This window comes from Burkholderia pyrrocinia, from assembly GCF_018417535.1.
In the GTDB taxonomy this organism is placed as follows: Bacteria; Pseudomonadota; Gammaproteobacteria; order Burkholderiales; family Burkholderiaceae; genus Burkholderia; species Burkholderia pyrrocinia_E.
Map to the genome: position 1 here is coordinate 1,170,274 of NZ_CP070977.1, position 18,859 is coordinate 1,189,132.

At 69.2% G+C, this 18,859-nt stretch carries 15 protein-coding genes; 3 read left to right on the forward strand and 12 right to left on the reverse strand.

The annotated features are described in order from the left end of the window. Positions 1 to 1,305 carry a cobyrinate a,c-diamide synthase gene (locus JYG32_RS05550; RefSeq protein ID WP_213264923.1) on the forward strand — a complete coding sequence of 435 codons (1,305 nt, stop codon included), beginning with the start codon at positions 1 to 3 and terminating at the stop codon, positions 1,303 to 1,305. Positions 1,306 to 1,396: 91 nt separating this feature from the next. On the opposite strand, the gene JYG32_RS05555 is transcribed toward JYG32_RS05550, so the two are convergent. The 4 genes from JYG32_RS05555 to JYG32_RS05570 form a co-directional block, all read right to left on the reverse strand. Beyond that, on the reverse strand, positions 1,397 to 1,696 hold the full coding sequence (locus JYG32_RS05555) for a type II toxin-antitoxin system RelE/ParE family toxin (protein WP_213264924.1): 300 nt from the start codon (positions 1,694 to 1,696) through the stop codon (positions 1,397 to 1,399). Further along, complete coding sequence (locus JYG32_RS05560) at positions 1,686 to 1,931, reverse strand: type II toxin-antitoxin system ParD family antitoxin (protein WP_213264925.1); 246 nt, start codon at positions 1,929 to 1,931, stop codon at positions 1,686 to 1,688. The genes JYG32_RS05555 and JYG32_RS05560 overlap by 11 nt, the downstream gene beginning before the upstream one ends. 121 nt (positions 1,932 to 2,052) lie before the next feature. Further along, on the reverse strand, positions 2,053 to 2,592 hold the full coding sequence (gene bamE, locus JYG32_RS05565; RefSeq protein WP_213264926.1) for an outer membrane protein assembly factor BamE domain-containing protein: 540 nt from the start codon (positions 2,590 to 2,592) through the stop codon (positions 2,053 to 2,055). A 134-nt stretch (positions 2,593 to 2,726) separates the two neighbouring features. Then, complete coding sequence (locus tag JYG32_RS05570; protein WP_213264927.1) at positions 2,727 to 3,896, reverse strand: M20 aminoacylase family protein; 1,170 nt, start codon at positions 3,894 to 3,896, stop codon at positions 2,727 to 2,729. Positions 3,897 to 4,238: 342 nt separating this feature from the next. Here JYG32_RS05570 and JYG32_RS05575 point away from each other — a divergent pair, with 342 nt between their 5' ends. Continuing rightward, positions 4,239 to 5,312 carry a type IV toxin-antitoxin system AbiEi family antitoxin gene (locus JYG32_RS05575; protein ID WP_213264928.1) on the forward strand — a complete coding sequence of 358 codons (1,074 nt, stop codon included), beginning with the start codon at positions 4,239 to 4,241 and terminating at the stop codon, positions 5,310 to 5,312. Further along, on the forward strand, positions 5,281 to 6,186 hold the full coding sequence (locus JYG32_RS05580) for a nucleotidyl transferase AbiEii/AbiGii toxin family protein (RefSeq protein WP_213264929.1): 906 nt from the start codon (positions 5,281 to 5,283) through the stop codon (positions 6,184 to 6,186). The genes JYG32_RS05575 and JYG32_RS05580 overlap by 32 nt, the downstream gene beginning before the upstream one ends. A 48-nt stretch (positions 6,187 to 6,234) precedes the next feature. On the opposite strand, the gene JYG32_RS05585 is transcribed toward JYG32_RS05580, so the two are convergent. The 8 genes from JYG32_RS05585 to JYG32_RS05620 form a co-directional block, all read right to left on the reverse strand. Further along, positions 6,235 to 6,651 carry a type II toxin-antitoxin system VapC family toxin gene (locus JYG32_RS05585; protein WP_213264930.1) on the reverse strand — a complete coding sequence of 139 codons (417 nt, stop codon included), beginning with the start codon at positions 6,649 to 6,651 and terminating at the stop codon, positions 6,235 to 6,237. Then, entirely contained in the window at positions 6,648 to 6,911 is a 264-nt protein-coding gene (gene vapB / locus JYG32_RS05590) for a type II toxin-antitoxin system VapB family antitoxin (RefSeq protein WP_174383728.1), read from the reverse strand. Before vapB ends, JYG32_RS05585 begins: the two co-directional genes overlap by 4 nt. 250 nt (positions 6,912 to 7,161) lie before the next feature. Next, positions 7,162 to 8,178, reverse strand: coding sequence for a GNAT family N-acetyltransferase (locus JYG32_RS05595; protein ID WP_213264931.1), 1,017 nt, complete (start codon positions 8,176 to 8,178; stop codon positions 7,162 to 7,164). Then, positions 8,178 to 9,017: a formyltransferase family protein gene (locus tag JYG32_RS05600; protein WP_213264932.1), complete on the reverse strand. Its 840-nt coding sequence runs from the start codon at positions 9,015 to 9,017 to the stop codon at positions 8,178 to 8,180. The genes JYG32_RS05595 and JYG32_RS05600 overlap by 1 nt, the downstream gene beginning before the upstream one ends. Before the next feature lie 86 nt (positions 9,018 to 9,103). Then, positions 9,104 to 11,392, reverse strand: coding sequence for a TonB-dependent siderophore receptor (locus tag JYG32_RS05605; protein WP_213264933.1), 2,289 nt, complete (start codon positions 11,390 to 11,392; stop codon positions 9,104 to 9,106). A gap of 22 nt (positions 11,393 to 11,414) precedes the next feature. Continuing rightward, entirely contained in the window at positions 11,415 to 12,791 is a 1,377-nt protein-coding gene (locus JYG32_RS05610) for a lysine N(6)-hydroxylase/L-ornithine N(5)-oxygenase family protein (RefSeq protein ID WP_213264934.1), read from the reverse strand. Between the two features lie 32 nt (positions 12,792 to 12,823). After that, positions 12,824 to 13,864: a GNAT family N-acetyltransferase gene (locus JYG32_RS05615; protein WP_213264935.1), complete on the reverse strand. Its 1,041-nt coding sequence runs from the start codon at positions 13,862 to 13,864 to the stop codon at positions 12,824 to 12,826. Beyond that, positions 13,854 to 18,857 (reverse strand): non-ribosomal peptide synthetase, encoded by a 5,004-nt coding sequence (locus JYG32_RS05620; RefSeq protein WP_213264936.1) that lies wholly within the window; start codon positions 18,855 to 18,857, stop codon positions 13,854 to 13,856. Before JYG32_RS05620 ends, JYG32_RS05615 begins: the two co-directional genes overlap by 11 nt. Positions 18,858 to 18,859: the final 2 nt, after the last annotated feature.

The following is an 18,859-nucleotide window of genomic DNA, read 5'->3' on the forward strand; positions in this document are numbered from 1 at the left end:
GTGCCGGCCTGCCCCGCGCTGTTCGTCAGTGCGCCCGCGTCCGGCCAGGGCAAGACGTCGGTGACGGCCGGCCTCGCGCGGCTGCACCGCCGGCTCGGCCGCCGCGTGCGCGTGTTCAAGACCGGGCCTGATTTTCTCGATCCGATGCTGCTCGAACGCGCGAGCGGCGCGCCGGTGCATGCGCTCGACCTCGGGATGGTCCGCGAGGCCGGCTGCCGCGCGCTGCTTGCCGACGCCGCGCGCGAGGCGGACCTGATCCTGATCGAGGGCGTGATGGGGCTGTTCGACGGCACGCCGAGCAGTGCCGACCTCGCGGCCGCGTTCGGCGTACCGGTCGTCGCGGTGATTTCAGCGAAGGCGATGGCGCAGACGTTCGCGGCGATCGCGTTCGGGCTCGCGCGGTTCCGGCCGGGGCTGCCGTTTCACGGTGTGCTGGCGAACCGCGTCGGCTCGGCCCGGCACGCGGATTTGCTGCAACAGGCGCTGCCCGCCGACCTGCGCTGGCTCGGGCACGTGCCGGCCGATGCGGGCATCGCGCTGCCGGAGCGGCATCTCGGCCTGCACCAGCCGGCCGACATCGACGACCTCGATGCGCGGCTCGAGCGCGCGGCCGACGTGCTCGCGCAGACGGCGCTCGCCGAATTGCCGCCTGCCGTCGCGTTCGCGGAACCGGACGTCGCGGCGCCGCTGCCGCGTGCGCTCGCCGGCAAGCGGATCGCGATCGCGCGCGATGCGGCGTTCTCGTTCATCTATCCGGCGAATCTCGCGCTGCTCGACGCGCTCGGTGCGCAGTTGCGGTGTTTCTCGCCGCTTGCCGACGAGGGCGTGCCGGACGATTGCGACGCGCTGTTCCTGCCGGGCGGCTATCCGGAACTGCATGCGGCGACGCTCGCGGCCAATGCCGAAACCGCACGGACGATTCGCGCGCATGCGGCGGCCGGCCGGCCGATCGTCGCGGAATGCGGAGGGATGGTGTATCTGTGTGAATCGCTGACTGACGTGGACGGCGCGACGACGCCGCTGCTCGGCCTGTTGCCGGGCCACGCGACGATGCAGCGCCGGTTCGCGGCGCTGGGAATGCAGCAGGTCGACACGCGGCACGGCACGATGCGCGGCCATACGTTCCACTATTCGCGGCTCGCCACGCCGCTCGAGCCGATCGCGACCGCAAGGCGCCCGGACGGCGCGTCGGGCAGCGGCGAAGCCGTCTATCGCCGCGGCGCGATCGTCGCGACGTACATGCACATGTACTGGCCGTCGAATCCGGATGCTGTCGTGGCGTTGTTCGGTGGGGAAGCGTTCTAGACTGCTCGATGCCTCGCTCGGATCGAGACGGCACCAGTCATGCCGGGATTGCGGGCCACTTTGCAACGATCGCGCCGCTTGACGTGCTCGGCTACAAATGTCGTTCGATATCCATCCGCTGATGCAGGACCCGAATCACATCGATTGCGTCATCCGTTTCGCGATAGAACACGACGTGAGAACCAACTGCGTACCGGAAATACCCATCCCGAACAATGCAAGTCCGGCCAGCCTTTTTGCCGCGCGCCAGCGCTTCCATCGTCCCGATCAGATCGCGATGGTAGTGGTCTGCCTGCTCGAGCGACCAATGCTCGACGGTATAACGCCAAATGTCTTCGAGATCGAGTTCGGCCAGCGGTGTCAGCCGAAGCTGTCTGCCTTTAACCGCCATGCGTGGCCCGCATGCGGACCAGGAAGGCCTCGCTGTCGAATGGCTTGGGCACCCCTGATGCCTCACCGGCCTTCAACGCTTCTTGCAACGCACGCATTTGTGTTTCGTGTGACTCGAGGAGCCGCAAACCGGCTCGCACGACGTCGCTTGCGGAACCGTATCGCCCCGATTGGACTTGAGCGTCGACGAATTCGGCAAAGTGGTCGCCCAGGGAAACGGATGTGTTTCGCGACATGAGTCACCTCCTTTTCAATGCGATCATCATATACCAAAATTTGGTACATTTCGCGTTGAACCACAGTGGCGACCTTGCCGATGTCCGACCCCGTGCCGCATGTGTTGCTTCCTTCGTCAGGTCAGGGTTTTTCGCGGCCCGGCGCTTCCGAACGCGAAGTCCGGATCACGGTGCCGTCGGGCGAGAAATGCGCGTTGAACATCCCGTCGCCCGATACGCCACCCTCGGCCCAGTGCCAGCTCCATACCTCTTCATGGCTCAACGCGTATTGCGCGACCTCGGTCGGCTTGCCGAGCAGTTGCCGCACGTCGTCCTTCGACATCCCGGGCACGACCTTCGCGATGTTCGCCGCCGTCAGCGCCTGCGTGATCGACACGAGCCGGCCGTCGGACCCGAAATCGAGCATATAGGTGCTCGTGCCGTACGGGCCGCGCGGATACTCGAACCGCTGCGAGCCGTCTTCACCCTGCCTGACCATCTCGGGCTTGCCGGCCTGGCGGAGCACGTCCTCGACCATCGAGACGCCCGGCTGCAGGTTGCCGAACGCCATCGGATCGGGCTTGATCGCATTGACCGCGTCAGCCACCTTCTGGTCGTCGCACCCGGCCGCCAGAACGCCGACCGCACAGGCCGTCAGCACGGTCAGAAGCTGTTTTCGCATATCGTCCACACCTGTATTCATCGAGCCGATTCGGCGTCGCGCGCAGCGTAGCACGCGACCTGTCCCGCCGATGTCAAGGAGCGTCAAATTCACGCGCATGCCACGCACCGGGTGGCGGCTTCCACGCCGCCGCGTCAGATCAGAAACGCCTCGGCCAGCTTGACCCAGTACGACGCGCCCGTCGGCAGCGCAGCGTCGTTGAAGTCATAGCCGGGGTTGTGCACCATACAGCCGCCCTCCCCGTCGCCGTTGCCGTTGCCGATGATCAGGTAGCAGCCCGGCCGCTTCTCGAGCAGGAACGCGAAATCCTCGCTGCCGGTGAGCGGCACCATCCTGTCGATCAGGTTCGCATCGCCCACCCACTCGCGCGCGACGTTGCGCGCGAACGCGGTCATCTCCGCGTCGTTGACGAGCACCGGGTAGCGGCGCTGGTAGTCGATCGTCGCGGTCGCACCGAACACGGCCGCCTGCGCATGTACGACTTCCTTGATGCGCGTCTCGAGCAGGTCGCGCACCTCCGGTTTCAGCGCGCGCACCGACAGGCGCATCTGCGCGCGATCGGGAATCACGTTCGGCGCCTCGCCCGCGTGGATCGCGCCGACCGTGACGATCGCCATGTCGAGCGGCGACACGTTGCGCGACACGATCGTCTGCAACGCGAGCACGATCTGCGCGCACACGACGACCGGGTCGATCGCCTTGTGCGGCACCGCGCCGTGGCCGCCACGGCCCTGCACGTCGATGACCACGGTATCCGACGACGCCATGAACGGCCCCGGCAGGAAGCCGAACTTGCCGGTCGGGAAGCCCGGCATGTTGTGCATCGCGAAGATCGCGTCGCACGGGAACAACTCGAACAAGCCTTCGTCGAGCATCTTCTTCGCGCCGCCGAGCCCTTCCTCGGCCGGCTGGAAAATCAGGTTCAGCGTGCCCGAGAAGCGGCGCTCGCGCGCGAGATGCTTCGCGGCCGCGAGCAGCATCGCCGTGTGGCCATCGTGGCCGCACGCGTGCATCTTGCCGGCGATCGTGCTCTGGTACGGCAGGCCCGTCGCCTCGTGGATCGGCAGCGCATCCATGTCGGCGCGCAGGCCGAGGCGCTGCGTGCCGTTGCCCACCTTCAGCTGCGCGACGACGCCCGTGCCGCCGAGCCCGCGATGCACCGTGTAGCCCCACGACTGCAGTTGCTCCGCGACGAGGTCGCTCGTCGCGAATTCCTCGAAACCCAGTTCGGGATGTGCATGGATGCGGTGCCGGATCTCGATCATTTCGTCGGCGAGGCCCGCGGGAATCACGCTGTGCGTCACGGTGTCGTCTCCTGTGTTCGGTGGGGAATGTGCAGGCAAGGATAGTCGGTTCGCTGGCAACCGGGCAGACGAAAAGTCGTCGTGGCAGCAACCGGTAGTTGCCGTATCGGGCACGGTGCGCGGTATGCGCAAGCCGGCCATCCGGATGACTGCCGCACATGATCCGGACACGTAAAACTGTGCGCTCCGCATCGATTTTATGTGCATAAGGGCCCGGCGATGACCGTTCAAACATCCAAAATAACTCCATAGCATCAAAGACTTATGGATATTTGTTCACTTTTTGACGTTTGTACACTTTCTGTGTACACTGACAAAGAAGTGAACAAGCGATTGCCTCTGATGCCCGAGAACGCCCCTCTCCCGATGTCGGAACAGCATGTGCTCGACGAAGCCTGCGCCGCGTTCGAACGCGCGACCCGGCGCTTCAGGGCGCGGCCCGTGCGCGTGCCGGCCGCGTACCACGCGCGTGCCGACGCGATGATCCGCTTCGACGTTGCCGGGCAGGCATTCGAGATGCCGGTCGCCGTGAGCCTGCGCGCCGAATCGCTGCAGGGCGCGCTTGCGGAATTGCGTCGCCGCCGCGGCGCTGCCGCGATGCCCGGCGAGCGGCCGCTGATGCTGGTCGCGCCGTATCTTTCGGCCGAACTGGCCGCGCGCCTGACCGACCAGGGCATCCCGTTTCTCGACACCGCAGGCAACGCATGCCTGATTCAGCCGGAGGCGACCGTGATGATCGCGGGGCGGCCGAAGCCCGCGCGCGCGCCCCGCCGGCAGGCGTCGCGTGCGACGACACCGAAGGGACTGGCCGTGATGTTCGCACTCGCGACGCAGCCGGGCCTCGTCGCGCAGCCGTATCGGGGGATTGCCGCCGCGTCGGGCGTCGCGCTCGGCACGGTCAATCTCGCGATGGACGATCTGATCGCGCGCGGCCTCGTCGGGCAGCGCCGTAACGGCGAGCGCCTGATTCCCGACTGGCCGCGCTTCGTGCAGGAATGGGTCGCGTTGTACCCGAGCCGCTTGCGCGCGAAACTGCCGAGCCACCGGTTTGCCGGCCTCACGCCCGACTGGTGGCGCGGTTTCGATTTCGCGTCATTCGACGCGCAGCTCGGCGGCGAGCCGGCGGCCGACCTGCTGACGCACGATCTGAAGCCGGCCGCGATCACCGTCTACACGCACGGCGCGGTGTCGAACCGCCTGCTGCTCCAGGCCCGCCTGCGTCCGGACGAGCGCGGCGACATCGAAATCCTTGAAGCGTTCTGGCCGCACTCGCCTGCGCTCGACTGGCGCGAGCAGGATGTGCCGCTCGTACCGCCGCTCCTGATCTACGCGGATCTCGTCTCGTCCGGGGACAGCCGCAATCTTGCCGCCGCCGAACGGATCCATGACCGATACCTCGCCCACCCGCCCGCTTGAAGTCGATGCGCGCCGGCCGCTCGAGCCGGCGGCGGTCGCGCTGCTGCAAGCGGTCAGCGTGGCCTGCGCGCGCCTCGATACGGCGTTCGTCGTCGCCGGCGCAACCGCGCGCGACATCCTGATGTGGCACGTCCACGGCATCCGGCCGGTGCGCGCGACGCGGGACGTCGACGTCGCGGTGTGCGTAGTGAGCTGGCCGTTTCACGAGCAACTCGTCGATGCACTTATCGCGACCGGGCAATTCACGCGCGCACCGAAACAGCAGCAGAAACTGCTGTTCGATGGCGGAACGCACGGTTTTCGCACCGAGCTCGATCTGGTGCCGTTCGGGCCGCTCGAAACGCCGCCGGGCGAGATCGCATGGCCGCCGGGCGGCGAATTCGTGCTGAACGTGCTCGGGTTCCAGGAAGCGGTCGACACGGCACAGCCGGTGTCGATCGATGCGCGCACCGTGGTACCTGTGGCCAGCCTGCCGGCGCTCGCGCTGCTGAAGTTGCTCGCATGGAAGGACCGGCGTGCGCGCCAGAACAGCGACGCGTACGACCTGCTGTTCCTGCTGCGGAATTTTCACGACGCCGGCAATCGCGAACGCATCTGGAAGGCCGCGCCGGACCTGCTCGAAACGCACGCGTTCCAGCCGGGCCTCACCGCCGCCGCACTGCTCGCGCGAGAGGCGAAACGGATTGCTTCGCCGCAAACGCGCGACGCCATCCGCATGCTGCTATCCGACGAAGCGACTTACGCGGCGCTCGGCCAGGATCTGCTGGCACGTGCGTTCGCGCTGCTGCCGGGTGAGTTCAGCGATGACGCCGACCGGTATCTCGACGCGTTCCGCAACGCCTTTCTCGCTGATCCGCACGCGCCGCACGCGTGACGCGACGCGGCGGAGCAGCAACGTCATCGCGCTTGCGCCCCGCCGCGCTCAGGCCGCCCAGTCTTCGAACGACAACCCGGCGACACGGCCGAATTCCCGGCCGTTGTTCGTGACGAGCACCGCACCGGCCGCAATCGCATGCCCGGCGATCGACGCATCGTTCGCGCCGATCGGCGTGCCGCGCGCGGCGAGATCCGCGCGAATCGCGGCCGTTGCATCGACGGCCGCCGGATCCCACGACAGCACGCCATCCAGCCGCGAAACAAAGGCCGTCACGAGTTCCGCATGCTTCGGCGACGCCTTCCTGCCGACCGCGCCGAACCGCATTTCGGCATAGGTAATTGCCGACACGACGATCCGGTGCTGCGCATTGACGCACGACTGCAACCGCGACAGCACCACGGGCGGCCGCTCGCGCATGATGAACGAACAAATGTTCGTATCGAGCATGTAGAGCGTGGTCACCGGCCGGACTCCGTCGGCGAGCCGGCATCGCCGGACAGGTCGAAACGGCCGGACTCGATGACGGCCGGGCGTTCGGCGAGGAAATCGGCGTCGGCCAGCGGTTCGTTCGCGAACGAAAGCCACGTGGGACGCACCGGCCGCAGCAGCAGCGTATCGCCCTCGCGGCGGATCTCGAGTTCCGTCACACCCTCGAACTCCATGTCCTTCGGGATGCGGATTGCCTGGTTACGGGCGTTCTTGAAAATGGAAACAGTGCGCATGAGCCACTCCATGGGAGTACGGTGCGCCCATTTTAGACATATGTCGGCATATGTCAATTTCAGGGGGCGCGAATCGGACGTCGCGCCCCACGCTGTCACGGGTGTTTTTGTCATGCTGCCGGCCTGTCGTCGATGAGGAGAGCGATCCATTCTTCACGACGCGGGCCGCGCGGTCCATATCCCGAACGGCCGATGCAGGCGCGATGCACGGCCGCGCGCAACGTCGCACCGACGCTGCGCGCCCGCCCCGTCACGGCAACCGGAAAGTGTCGAAGAATGTTTCGCGCTCGATCACGGTGAGCGCCGCGCGTTTGTGCGGGAAGTCGAATTCCTTCAGCGTGTAGAACCCGAGCCGGTGCATGTACGCGATGTGCCGCACGTGATCGACGCGCGGCTCGCCAACGAGCCGCTGGGTGCGCGGTTCGTCGACGAACATGTAGTGCAGCACCCCGCTCCACCACGCATGCAGCTTGCCCGCGCTCTGGAAGCGCGAGTCGCCGATCAGCAGGTGCAGCCCGCGATCGTAGTCGTGCGCGTCGTAGAACGGCGCGAGGCGGTCCTCCTTCGCCCAGTAGAACTCGAAATAACCGAACGGCGTGTCGTCGAAATAGCCGATCATCGGGTGCATGTGCGGATCGGCGAGCCGCTCGGCGAGATACGCCGCATGCTCGTCGCGCGTGCCGCGCTGGTCCCAGAAATGCGCGACGCGATCGAGATTCATCCAGCCGCTGAACAGGTCAGCGTGCGCGTCGATATCGACGGTGCGCAGGCTGAACCTCATCCCGACCTGCGGCATGGCGCGCGCGTAGATCTCGCCGACCGGCGACGGCGGCCGCACCGGGTGCCGGTGGCCGTTCGTGATCGCGTAGCGCAGCGGCATCCCGCCCGATGCGGGCGCCTTCAGCCACGGCTGCGGGTTCTGCCAGAACGTCGTGCGCGACACGTTCAGGCGCAGCGTGCCGCCGGCGACCTGCGCGCCGTCGATCACGCCTTCGCGCACCGCGCGGGCGACGTACGACGCGACGGCCGCCGGATCGGTGCCGGCGAGCGGCACCGAGATCGTCGCCGCATCGTGCCGCGTGTCGGTGTTGAACAGCGCGACGAACGCCGCGAGCAGCACGTCCGGCGAGTCGTCGGGTCGCCATGCGTCGAGCGTGCGCTCCGCGACCGGCGCCGCCTGCCCGTGCGCGGCGCCGTCCAGCGCGGCGGCCACCTCACCTTCGACGGCGTCCGCGGCGCCGGCCGGTTTCGTCAGCGTGTCCTCCATCACAGTGCTCCCGCGTCGTGGCGGTCGGCGAGCACGTGAAGCCCCCGCTCGAGCGCCGGAAACAGGCTGCGCTGGAAGTTGTTCCAGCGCAGTTCGAGGATCGTGTCGTCCGGCGCGATCGGCGTGTCGAGCACGTCGCAGATCACCTCGCCGGAATCGATGCCGTTGTCGACGTAGTGGAACGACGCACCCGTCATCGTCACGGGTTCGACGGACGACGTCGCGCCGCTCGCCCAGTCGACCCGTTCGCCGCGCGCGCCGTGCAGCGCGTCGAGCGTCGCCCACGCGCCGCGCCGCTGGTACGGCGAATCGTCGGCCGTGATGCCCGGGTGGATGTTCGCGATGCGCCGGTGAAAGCGCGCACCGGGCCGCACGAGTTCGTCGAGGATCACGAGCAGCCCGTCGAGCACGACGACGTCGGCGTCGAGTTCGAGCAGGCGCTCGAGCAGGCGGCGCTCGAACGCCTGTTTGCCCGCCGCGCGCTCGCGCGCGTCGCGCGGCAGCCGCCGGTACATCGACGGAATCGTGCAGAACAGTGCGTCGACCGGCCGGCCCTGCACCGTCAACCCGTCCGGCAGGATCCACGGGCGGCCCGGCGTGCGCGTGAAGCCGTAGTCGGCCACCTTCGCGCGGTCGGCCGGCGAACCGTCGTCGTCGTCGACGATCACGCCCCGGAGCGTGTAGCGCTCGCCGAGCGGCGAGTCGTTCAGGCGCTCGACGAGGAATTCGAGCGGCGCCTTCATGTAGCGCGTGCCGCCCTGATACGCGACCGGCTGGCCGGCGCGATCGGCCGCGCCGTTGCGCAGCGACTGGATGTAGACGAGATTTTTCTTCGGCATGGATGCGTCGTGGAAAAGCGGACGAAGGCGCCGCGGCCGGCCCGCGCCAGCCACGAAGGCTGGCCGGCGCACCGCGGCGCGCAACGTCACCAGTTGTATTTCGCGGTCGCGATCACGGTACGGTCGGTGCCGAAAACGCAGACGTTCATCGACTGGCAGCCGCTGATGTAGTGGCGGTTGGCCAGGTTCGTCCCGTTCACGGCGAAGCGCCAGTTACGCGTGTCGTAATGCACGCCCGCGTCGAACAGCGTGACGCTCGACACCGCCAGCGAGTTGTCGGCCGCACCGGCCGACGCGCTCTGGTAGCGAACGCCGCCGCCGAGGCCGAAGCCCGCGAGCGGCCCCGTGTGCCATGTCCAGTCGGCCCACATCGACGCCATCTGGCGCGGACGCGGAATGTCGACCGGCCAGTTGTTCAGCGACACGTCGTTCGCCTTCACGTTCTTCACGTCCTGGTACACGTACGACGCGATCAGCGACAGGTTCCGCGTGAGCTTGCCGGTCGCGCTCAGCTCGATCCCGCGCGAACGCACCTCGCCCGCCTGCACCGACTTCGTGCCGGTCGTGTCCTGACTCGGCAGCGCCGGCGTGATCCCGTTGGTCTGGTTGATCTGGTAGATCGCCGCGTTCAGCATCAGGTTCTTGCCAGGCGGCTGCCAGCGCAGGCCGGCCTCGATCTGCTTGCCGCGAGTCGGCTGCGGCAGCCCGCCGCCGAGCAGGTTCACGCCGATCAGCGGATTGAACGACGTCGCGTAGCTGATGTACGGCGACAGCCCGTAGTCGCCCTGGTACGTGAGGCCGACGCGGCCAGTGAACGCCGTGACGTCCGCCTTCGTCTGCGTGCCGCCCGCGCGGTCGTCCATCCGCATGTTGACCCAGTCCTCGCGGCCGCCGAGCGTCAGCGTCCAGCGGTTCCACTTGATCTGGTCCTGCGCGTACAGGCCGAACGTGTTCATCGTCGTGTACGTGTTGGTGCGGAACGTCGACGCCGGATCGAACACCGCCGTCGTGACCGGCAGGTAGACCGGGTTGTAGATGTTCAGCGGCGGCGCCGCGGCGAGCCATTCGCTGTCGGTCGCGGTCTGGCGGTTGTACTGGAAGCCGAGCAGCAGCGTGTGCTGGAGCGGGCCCGTCGCGAAGCGGCCTTCCACGTTGTTGTCGATGTCGAAGCGGCTGTAGTTCATCTGGAACACGCCGGCCCAGCGCGACACGTCGGTCGTGCTGCCTTCGACGAAGCCGTTGCCGAACACCGAGCCGTTGTCGAGCGACAGGTGCATCAGGCGGACGTTCTGCCGGAACGTCCACATCGGCGTCAGGTTCTGCTCGAATTGATAGCCGACCGACCACTGCTTCTTGCGGTAGTAGTTGAAGTTCGGGTCGCCTTCGTACACGTCCTTGTTGATCTGCCCGTTCGGGTTCGGCAGCACCGTGCCCACCGCCGGCAGGAAGTTCGACGAGATGTCGCCCCAGTCCTGCAGGTAAGTCGCGGAAAGCGTCAGCGACGTATCCGCGTTCGGGCGCCAGCGGAACGACGGCGCGAGCGCGACGCGCTGGTCGTTGTTCGGGCCCGTCAACGCGTTGCCGTCGCGCGCGACGCCGACGAACCGGTATGCGTACTTGCCGTCGGCATCGAGCTTGTCGCCGACATCGATCATGAACTGCTTGCGCGCGTAGTTGCCGATCTGCACCCCGGCTTCGCGCACGCGCTCGCCGTCGGCGAGCTTGGTCTGCACGTCGATGATCGCGCCGGGGTCGCCCGCGCCGTACAGCACCGACGTCGGCCCGCGCAGCACGGTGATGCTGTCGATCATGTACGGATCGACACGCCAGCTCGCGAGGTTGATCGTGTTCGGCACCTGCAGCCCGTTCACGAAGGCGGTCGGCGTGAAGCCGCGCAGCGCCGCGTACCAGTCCGACCGGTTGTCCGAACCGTACGACGAGAAGCCCGGCACGTAGCGCAGCGCCGCGTTCACGTCGGTCGCGCCGGTCATCTCGATCTGCTGTGCGGTGACGACGTTGATCGTCTGCGGGATCTCGTTGATCGGCGTGTCGGTCTTCGTGCCGGTCCGGCTGCGCTTCGCGACGAGCCCGACCGTGCCGTCGCCTTCCGAGGCCGCGTTGACGGTGATCGCCGGCAGCGTGCCATTCGGCGAGCCGCTCGTCGTGCCATTTTGCGCGCCGGTCGACGCACTCGCCGCCGCGCCGTTCTGCGCACTGCTGGCCGACGCCGCGGCGCCTGCGTTCACGGCCGGCGCCGCCTGGGCGTAAGCCTGCCCCGCCGCAGCCGCACCGAACGCGACGCTCGCCGCGGCTGCGATCGCACGCAAACGCGTGCCTGTTGCCCACTCCATCTTTCTCTGCTCCACTTTTTTCATGCGGTCTCCGACCGCGCCTTTGTCAAAGAGCGAAAGCCATCCGGCCCGCGCTCACCCCGTTTTCCTGTCGTTTTTCGTGCGGTGCCCGGGCCGCGCCATCGTCATGGGCGGGTGCGATCCCGTCTTCGAGCGACGCGCAGATTTCGTCCGCGCGGCGCGCCAGTACCGACAGCAGCGTGTCGGACAAGCCGTGGCTGTCTTCGCAGCAGCCTTGCAGGTAGATGCGCGGCGCGAACTGCTCGGGCGTCGCGAGCAGGTAGTCGCGCGTCACGTCGCCGTGCGTGAGCGCGTCGCCCAGGTGCGGCGCGAGCCCTTCGAGCAGCGCCGAATGCGTGTCGCGGCGATAGCCGGTCGCGAGCACGAGCGCGTCGAAGCGCTCGACGCGCGTGGCGCCGCTCATCCGGTCGCGCAGCGTCAGCTCGATGCGGCCGTCGGCGGTGCGCACCGCCGCCTCGATCGCGCTGTTCGCGAGCAGCGCATGACGCGGTGTGCCGTCGATGCGCTGCAGGTACAGCATTTCGTAGATCTGCTCGATCAGCGGCCGGTCGACCACCGCGTAGTTCGTGTCGCGATAGCGCTCGAGCAGCGCGCGGCGCGCGTCGTGCGGCTGCGCATAGACGACATCGGTGAACTCGGGGCTGAAGATCTCGTTGACGAACGGGCTGTCGTCGGCCGGCTTCAGCGCACCGGCGCGCATCACGAGGCTCGCGTCGACATGCGGGAAGCGGCGCGCGAGGTCGATGAACACCTCGGCCGCGCTCTGCCCCGCGCCGATCACCGCGACGCGGCGGCGCTCGCCGTCCGGCGACGCGACGAGCCGGTCGATGTCGGTCAGATACGACGACGAATGGATCACGCGGTCGCGGCCGAGCGCGGCGAACGCGTCCGGAATCGCGGGCGTGCCGCCGACGCCGACCGACAGTGCACGCGTAACGCGCTGGCGCTCATGGCCGGACGCATCGCGCGACAGCACGCGCAGCGCGTCGATCCGGGCGCCGTCGCCGCGCACGGGCTCGATCGCCAGCACGGTCTCGCTGTAATGAACGTGTTCGTCGAACGCATCGGCGACCCAGCTCAGGTAGTCGTGGAATTCGACGCGGGTCGGATAGAAGTTCTTCAGGTTGACGAATTCGTTCAGCCGGCCGCGTTCGAACAGGTAGTTGATGAACGTGTAGCGGCTTTTCGGATCGCGCATCGTGACGAGATCCTTCAGAAACGAGATCTGCATCCGGCAGTCGTCGAGCAGCATCCCGCGATGCCAGCCGAATTCCGGCTGGCGCTCGACGAAGCAATGGGCGAACGTGCGTGCGCCGCTGCGCTCCGCGAGGCGAATGGCCAGCGCCAGATTCGACGGCCCGAAGCCGACGCCGATCAGGTCGAATACGGTTTCTCTCTGCATGTCTCAGCTCCCTTGTCGGTGATTCCGGCCCGTCAGACGTGACGGCCGGAGAAGAACGTCTCGCGCAGCGTGCGCATCCACAGCGGCTGCGCGTCGGCCAGCGCGAGACGGCGCTGCCGCGCGAAGCCATGCCGCGCGAGATGGTCGGCAACCCGCGTGTGGCCGGCCGGAACGGCGCAGCCGACCGCTTCGGTACGCGGGTCGTCGAGAAACAGGTAATGAACGACGGACGGCAGCCAGCCCGCGACGCAATGCGGGCCGCGCCAGCGCGACTCGCCGACCAGCATCCGCAGCCCACGGTCGTAGTCGTGCGCCGCGACGTGCGGCGCGAGCGCGTCTTCCTTCAGCCAGTACGCCTCGAAGTACGCGAACGGCTCGCCGTCGAAACAGCCGACCAGCGGCGTCACGTGCGGATCGGCGTCGGGTGCGGCGCCTTGCGTGCCGTCCGCGCCGGGCTGCGCGCCCGGCCAGCCGTCGCGCACGCGCGGCTCAGGCTCAGCGAACCAGCGCGCGACCCGCCCGGCATCCTCCGCCGGCTGCCAGCCGCGCAGCGTGAAGCGCACGCCGAGCGCAGGCAGGTCACGTGCGTAGACTTCGCCGCGCGGCGCGGGCGGCCGGCGCGGATGACGCCGGCCGTCGGTGAGCATCGGCAGCGTCGCGCAAGGCAGGTGCGTGCCGACGAGCCACAGATCGGCCTGCTGCGCCCAGCCGTCGCGCATGCAGCGGCCGCCGTCGGCGAGCACGCCGCTCGCGCGCAGCGCATCGAGCGCGACCGCCGGCCACGCGGCCGGGTCGAGCCGGATCGCCGCATGGTGCGCGCCGTCCGAAAACGCCGCGGCCAGCGCGGCCAGCAGCGCGCGCCGCTGGTCGGCCAGCGCCGTGCGATGGTTGTACGCGACGAGGCGCAGCGTGCCGTCGTCGGCGAGTTGCGCACGCAGCAACTGCGCGCCGATGCCGTCGCCCTGCGCGACGCGGATCTCCGTGCCGTCGCGCGCGGCGAACAGGCCGTCCGCGAACGCGAGGCGGCACGTATCGGGCATCGTGAATCCGTCCGGACGCACTTCAGCCAGCATGGCGTTCCTCCTGTCCTGTTTCCGCCCGCGCATCGAGCCGTGCGCCGAGGGCCGCGAGCGTCGGCGACGCGAACACGTCGGCGACCGTCAGCGCATGACCGGCACGGCCGGCCGTGTCGACGAAACGCACGACGTCGAACGACGTCGCGCCGGCTTCGAACAGGTCCGCGCCAGGCTCGGGCGCGGCCGTCGCGAACGTGTCGGACCAAAGTGCCGCGAGCACGGCCGCTGCGTGCGACGGCGCGTCGGCCGGTGCTTCCCGGCTTGCTTGCGCGCTGAACGCCGCCTGCGTGGTCACATGCCTGTCGGGCGCGCCGAGCGTTGCTTCCGATGCGCCGGCAAAGCGCGCGACTTCGTCGTGATAGACATCGACGAGCGCATCGACGAAACCGCGGTCGAGCAGTTCGTCCGCATACGAGAATGCGGCGCTCACGCGGCCGTCCGGATGCTCGACGACGTCCAGCTCCAGCGTGAACACGACGCGATGGCGCACGTCGTCGAATTCCGCGAGCGACAGGCCGGCCCAGTCGCGTGCGGCAGCGCCCGTCGGGCGCAGGTAGTTGAACATCACCTGGAACAGCGGATTGGCCTGCGCGGCACGCGGCGCGCGCAGCGCCGCGACGACGTCGGCGAACGGCACGTCGGCATGCGCATACGCGGCGAGCGCCGTGTCGCGCACCTGTGCGAGCACGTCCGCGCGACGCGCGGCCAGGTCGATCCGCGTACGCACGACGACCGAATTGATGAACAGGCCGAGCGCATCGCGTGCCGCGTCGCCCGTCAGCTCGCGTGTCGACGCGAGCACGCCGACCGGCTGGTCGGCCGCGCCCGTCGTGCGGAACAGCGCGGCGTTGAGCGCCGCGTGCAGCAGCATCGGCAGCGTCGCATGCGCGGCCGATGCGGCATCGCGAGCGGCGCGGATCAGCGGTGCGTCGAATTCGAACGCGATGCGTGCCGCGCGCCACTGCGGCACGGCCGGCGCACCCGCGCGCTGCGGCAGCACACACGACGGCAGATCGGCCAGCGCGTCACGCCAGTACGCGACGCGGGCCGGATGACACGGTGCGGGCAGCACGAGCGCTACGACCGGTTGGGCGGCCAGTTGGACGGTCTCTCCAGCCGGCACGGCGTCGCCGCGCACGCGAGCGACATAGCGCGCGCGAACCGCATCGAGCCACAGCTCGATCGATTCGCCATCCGACACGATGTGATGGATCGTCACCGACAGCACGTGGTCGTTCGCGCCGAGCCGCAGCACGCGCGCGCGCCACAACGGCGCATCGGCTGCGAGGTCGAACGGCGCGAGTGCATCGTCGTCGGTCAGCGCCGCCGCGCGGGCGAGCGCATCGGGTTGCGCCGACAGGTCGACGACCGGCAATTCGACCGTCGCCGCCACGTCGATCCGCTGGCCCGGCAGCACGCCCTCGCGGGCGACGAGCCGCGCACGCAGCGCCGGATGCACGGCCGACGCATCGGAGAACGCCGCGCGCAGCGCATCGATGTCGAGCGGGCCACGCACGCGCAGCGCGACCGGAATGTTGTACGCGGCACTGTCCGGCTGCGCGCGCCACAGGAACCACAGGCCGAGCTGCGCGGGCGACAGCGGCCACACGCCGTGCGCGTCGGGTTTGGCGACCGCGACGCCCGGCGCCGCAGTACCGCCGTGCGCGGCATGCGCAGCGCGCGGCGCATCGGCCACCTGAAGCGCGTACTGCGCGAGCACGGGTGCCTCGAACAGCGCGCGCACCGGCACGTCGCGGCCGAGCCGTTCGACCACGCGCGTCGCGACGCGCACGGCAGCGAGCGAATGGCCGCCGAGATCGAAGAAGTGATCGCCGCGGCCGACGCGCTCGAGATTCAGCACATCGCACCAGATCGCCGCGAGCGCGGCTTCGTCGCCGTCGTGCGGCGCCTCGTACGCGCGTTCGACGCGCACGGGCGCCGGCAGCCGCGCTCGGTCGACCTTGCTGTTCGCGTTGCGTGGCAGCGCGTCGAGCACGATCAGTTGCGCGGGCACCATGTAATCGGGCAGCGTGCGGCGCAGGTGTGCGTCGAGCGTCGCGGCTTCGACGGGCTGCGCGGCCGTCTGTGCGTCGGCGGTCAGTTCGACATACGCGACGAGCTGCGCAAGCGCGCCCTGCCCGTGCACGACCGCGCACGCTTCGCGCACCGCATCGTGCGCGGCAAGCTGTGCCTCGATCTCGCCGAGCTCGATGCGCAACCCGCGCAGCTTCACCTGGTGATCGACGCGGCCGATGAAGTCGAACACGCCGTCCGCGCGGCGCCGCACGAGGTCGCCCGTGCGGTACAGGCGTGCGCCCGGCGCGCCGTACGGATCGGGCACGAAGCGTTCGGCCGTCAGCGCCGGGCGGTCGAGATAACCGCGCGCGACGCCGATCCCCTCGCCGCCCAGATACAGCTCGCCGATCACGCCGACCGGCAGCGGATGCAGCCGCTCGTCGAGCACGTGCGCGGTGCGTGCGCCGACCAGCGTGCCGATCGGCAAATACGCGGCGTCGCCGAGCTTGGCGAGATCGTCGCCGGGCCGGAACATCCACAGCGTCGGCGTGATGACCGTCTCGGTCGGGCCGTAGCCGTTGACCACGCGCACGTTCGGCAGCGCGCGGCGCAGCAGCGCGAATGCCTCGCGCGACGTCGCCTCGCCGCCGACGGTCAGCGACCGCAGCGTCGGCGGCGCGCCGTGCGCGAGCGCCCATTCGGCGAGCTGCGCGGCGCAGCCGGGCGGCACGTAGGTCATCGTCACGCCGTCGCGGACCATCATCGCGCAGGTCTGTGCGGGCGGCCACAGCACGTCGGCCGTTACCGATACGGCGGCGCCCGACATGTATTGCGAAAACCAGCCTTCGTGCGCGCCGTCGAAGTTGACCGACTGGAACAGCAGGAACACGTCCTGCTCGCCCGCGCCGTAGCGTTCGGCAATCGCCGCGCAATGCAGCGCGAACGACGCATGATCGACGATCACGCCCTTCGGCTTGCCGGTCGAGCCCGACGTGTAGATCGCGTACGCGGCATGGCCGGGCAGCACGTCCGGCAGCGCGACGTCCGCGGCTTCGTCGAGTGCATCGATTTCGTCGGCGCGCCACACGCGCAGTTCCGGCAGATCGGGCAACGACACGGCGCTCGCGCCGTCGGTCAGCACGTGCGCGATGCATGCGTCGCCGACGATCTGCGCGAGCCGTTCGCGCGGATGGGCCGGATCGAGCGGCACGAACGCGGCACCGGATTTCAGCACCGCGATCAGCGCGACGAGCAGGTCGACCGAGCGCTGCAGTGCCACGCCGACGCGCATCTCCGGCCGCACGCCGGCTGCAACCAGATGCCGCGCCAGGCGCGCCGCGCGTGCATCGACTTCGCCGCGCGTCAGCGCGCGATCGATATCGGCGACGCCACGTGCGTCGGGCCGCGCGTGTGCATGCGCGGCGATGCGCGCGTGCACGGGTACGAACGGTTCGGCGTCGGTCGCGCCTGCCGGCGCGTTCCATGCAAAGAGCTGCGCGCGCTCGTCGGCGGGCAGCCAGTCGAGATCGCCGACCGGCATGTCGGGGCGCGCGAGCGCATCCGCGAGCAGCGTGACGAAGCGCGCGGCCAACCGCGCGATCGCGTCGGCGTCGAACAGGTCGAGCGCGAAGATGAACGCGGCGTCGAACGTGCCGTCGGGCGTCGCCTCGACGGCGAGCGTCAGGTCGAATTTCGCGGAAGGCGTGCCGGACGGCAGCAACGCGGCCGATGCCGCACCGAGCGCCGGCAGCGCGCGGCGCTCGCCATACGCGGCCATCACCTGGAACAGCGGATGGTGGCTCGCGCTGCGTGGCACGCCGAGCGCATCGACCACCTGCTCGAACGGCACGTCCTGGTGCATCTGCGCGTCGACGAGCGCGCGCTGCGTGCGCGCGACCAGCGACGAGAAATCGCCGTGTGCGGGCACCTCGACATCGATGGCAAGCGTATTGACGAAGAAGCCGATCAGGCCGGCGACCTCGGCACGTTCGCGGTTCGCTGCCGGCACGCCGACGCAAATCCGCGCATCGCCGGTCGCACGCGCGAGCAGCGCATCGAGCGCGGCGAGCAGCACCGCGAACGGCGTCGCGCCCGACGCAGCCGCGAATGCACGCAGTTGCGCGCCGATGCGCGAGTCGAGCGAAAACACATGGCGCGCGCCGCGCGCACTGCGGCGCGCCGGCCGTGCGGTCGCGCCCGGCAGCGTCAGCACGCCGCGCTGCGGATCGAGCCGTTCGCGCCAGAACGCAAGCTGGCGATCGCGTTCGCCGGCGTCGAGCCAGCGGCGCTGCCACAGCGCGTAGTCGGCGTACTGGATCGGCAGCGGTGCGAGCGGCACCGGTTTATCGGACGCATACGCGTGGTAGAACGCCGCGAGTTCCTCGAGCATCACCGCCGACGACCAGCCGTCCGACACGATGTGGTGCACGGTCAGCGCGAGCCAGTGATGCGTCGCGTCGAAGCGGACCAGGTGCGCACGCACGAGCGGCGCCGCGCCGAGATCGAACGGTTCGGCTTCGTCGGCCGTCGCGACGGCCTCCGCGCGCGCGGCGCGCTGCGCGTCCGGCAGCGCTTCGAGACCGGTTTCGCGCCACGGGCAGCGCAGCGGCGCGTGGATCGTTTGCGCGACGCCGTCCTGTGCCTCGTCGAAGGTGGTACGCAGCGCCTCGTGGCGCGCGATCAGCGCATCGCACGCGAGACGCAGTGCGTGCGTGTCGAGCGGGCCCGTCAGCGCCAGACGCTCGGTGATGTGATACGCATCGGGCGCATCGATCAGCCGTGCATGCAGCCACAACCGCGTCTGCGCGAACGACGCCGGCACGCGGTCGCTGCGCGGCGTGCGCGGCGGGATCGGCAGCACGCGAAAGTCGATGCCGGCCGCACCGAGCTTGTCGATGAAGACCGAGCGCTGCGCGTCGGGCAGTTGCGCGAAACGCGTCGCGAGCGCGAGCCAGTCGGGTTGAACCTTCGTCATCC

What these genes read in the sequence shown, in the direction of transcription:
- bamE (WP_213264926.1), bottom strand. Translation starts at nt 2,592, where the DNA reads ATGCGAAAACAGCTTCTGACCGTGCTGACGGCCTGTGCGGTCGGCGTT.
- JYG32_RS05555 (WP_213264924.1), bottom strand. Translation starts at nt 1,696, where the DNA reads ATGGCGGTTAAAGGCAGACAGCTTCGGCTGACACCGCTGGCCGAACTC.
- JYG32_RS05615 (WP_213264935.1), bottom strand. Translation starts at nt 13,864, where the DNA reads ATGCTGGCTGAAGTGCGTCCGGACGGATTCACGATGCCCGATACGTGC.
- JYG32_RS05595 (WP_213264931.1), bottom strand. Translation starts at nt 8,178, where the DNA reads ATGGAGGACACGCTGACGAAACCGGCCGGCGCCGCGGACGCCGTCGAA.
- JYG32_RS05580 (WP_213264929.1), top strand. Translation starts at nt 5,281, where the DNA reads ATGACCGATACCTCGCCCACCCGCCCGCTTGAAGTCGATGCGCGCCGG.
- vapB (WP_174383728.1), bottom strand. Translation starts at nt 6,911, where the DNA reads ATGCGCACTGTTTCCATTTTCAAGAACGCCCGTAACCAGGCAATCCGC.
- JYG32_RS05620 (WP_213264936.1), bottom strand. Translation starts at nt 18,857, where the DNA reads ATGACGAAGGTTCAACCCGACTGGCTCGCGCTCGCGACGCGTTTCGCG.
- JYG32_RS05575 (WP_213264928.1), top strand. Translation starts at nt 4,239, where the DNA reads ATGCCCGAGAACGCCCCTCTCCCGATGTCGGAACAGCATGTGCTCGAC.
- JYG32_RS05610 (WP_213264934.1), bottom strand. Translation starts at nt 12,791, where the DNA reads ATGCAGAGAGAAACCGTATTCGACCTGATCGGCGTCGGCTTCGGGCCG.
- JYG32_RS05600 (WP_213264932.1), bottom strand. Translation starts at nt 9,017, where the DNA reads ATGCCGAAGAAAAATCTCGTCTACATCCAGTCGCTGCGCAACGGCGCG.
- JYG32_RS05605 (WP_213264933.1), bottom strand. Translation starts at nt 11,392, where the DNA reads ATGAAAAAAGTGGAGCAGAGAAAGATGGAGTGGGCAACAGGCACGCGT.
- JYG32_RS05560 (WP_213264925.1), bottom strand. Translation starts at nt 1,931, where the DNA reads ATGTCGCGAAACACATCCGTTTCCCTGGGCGACCACTTTGCCGAATTC.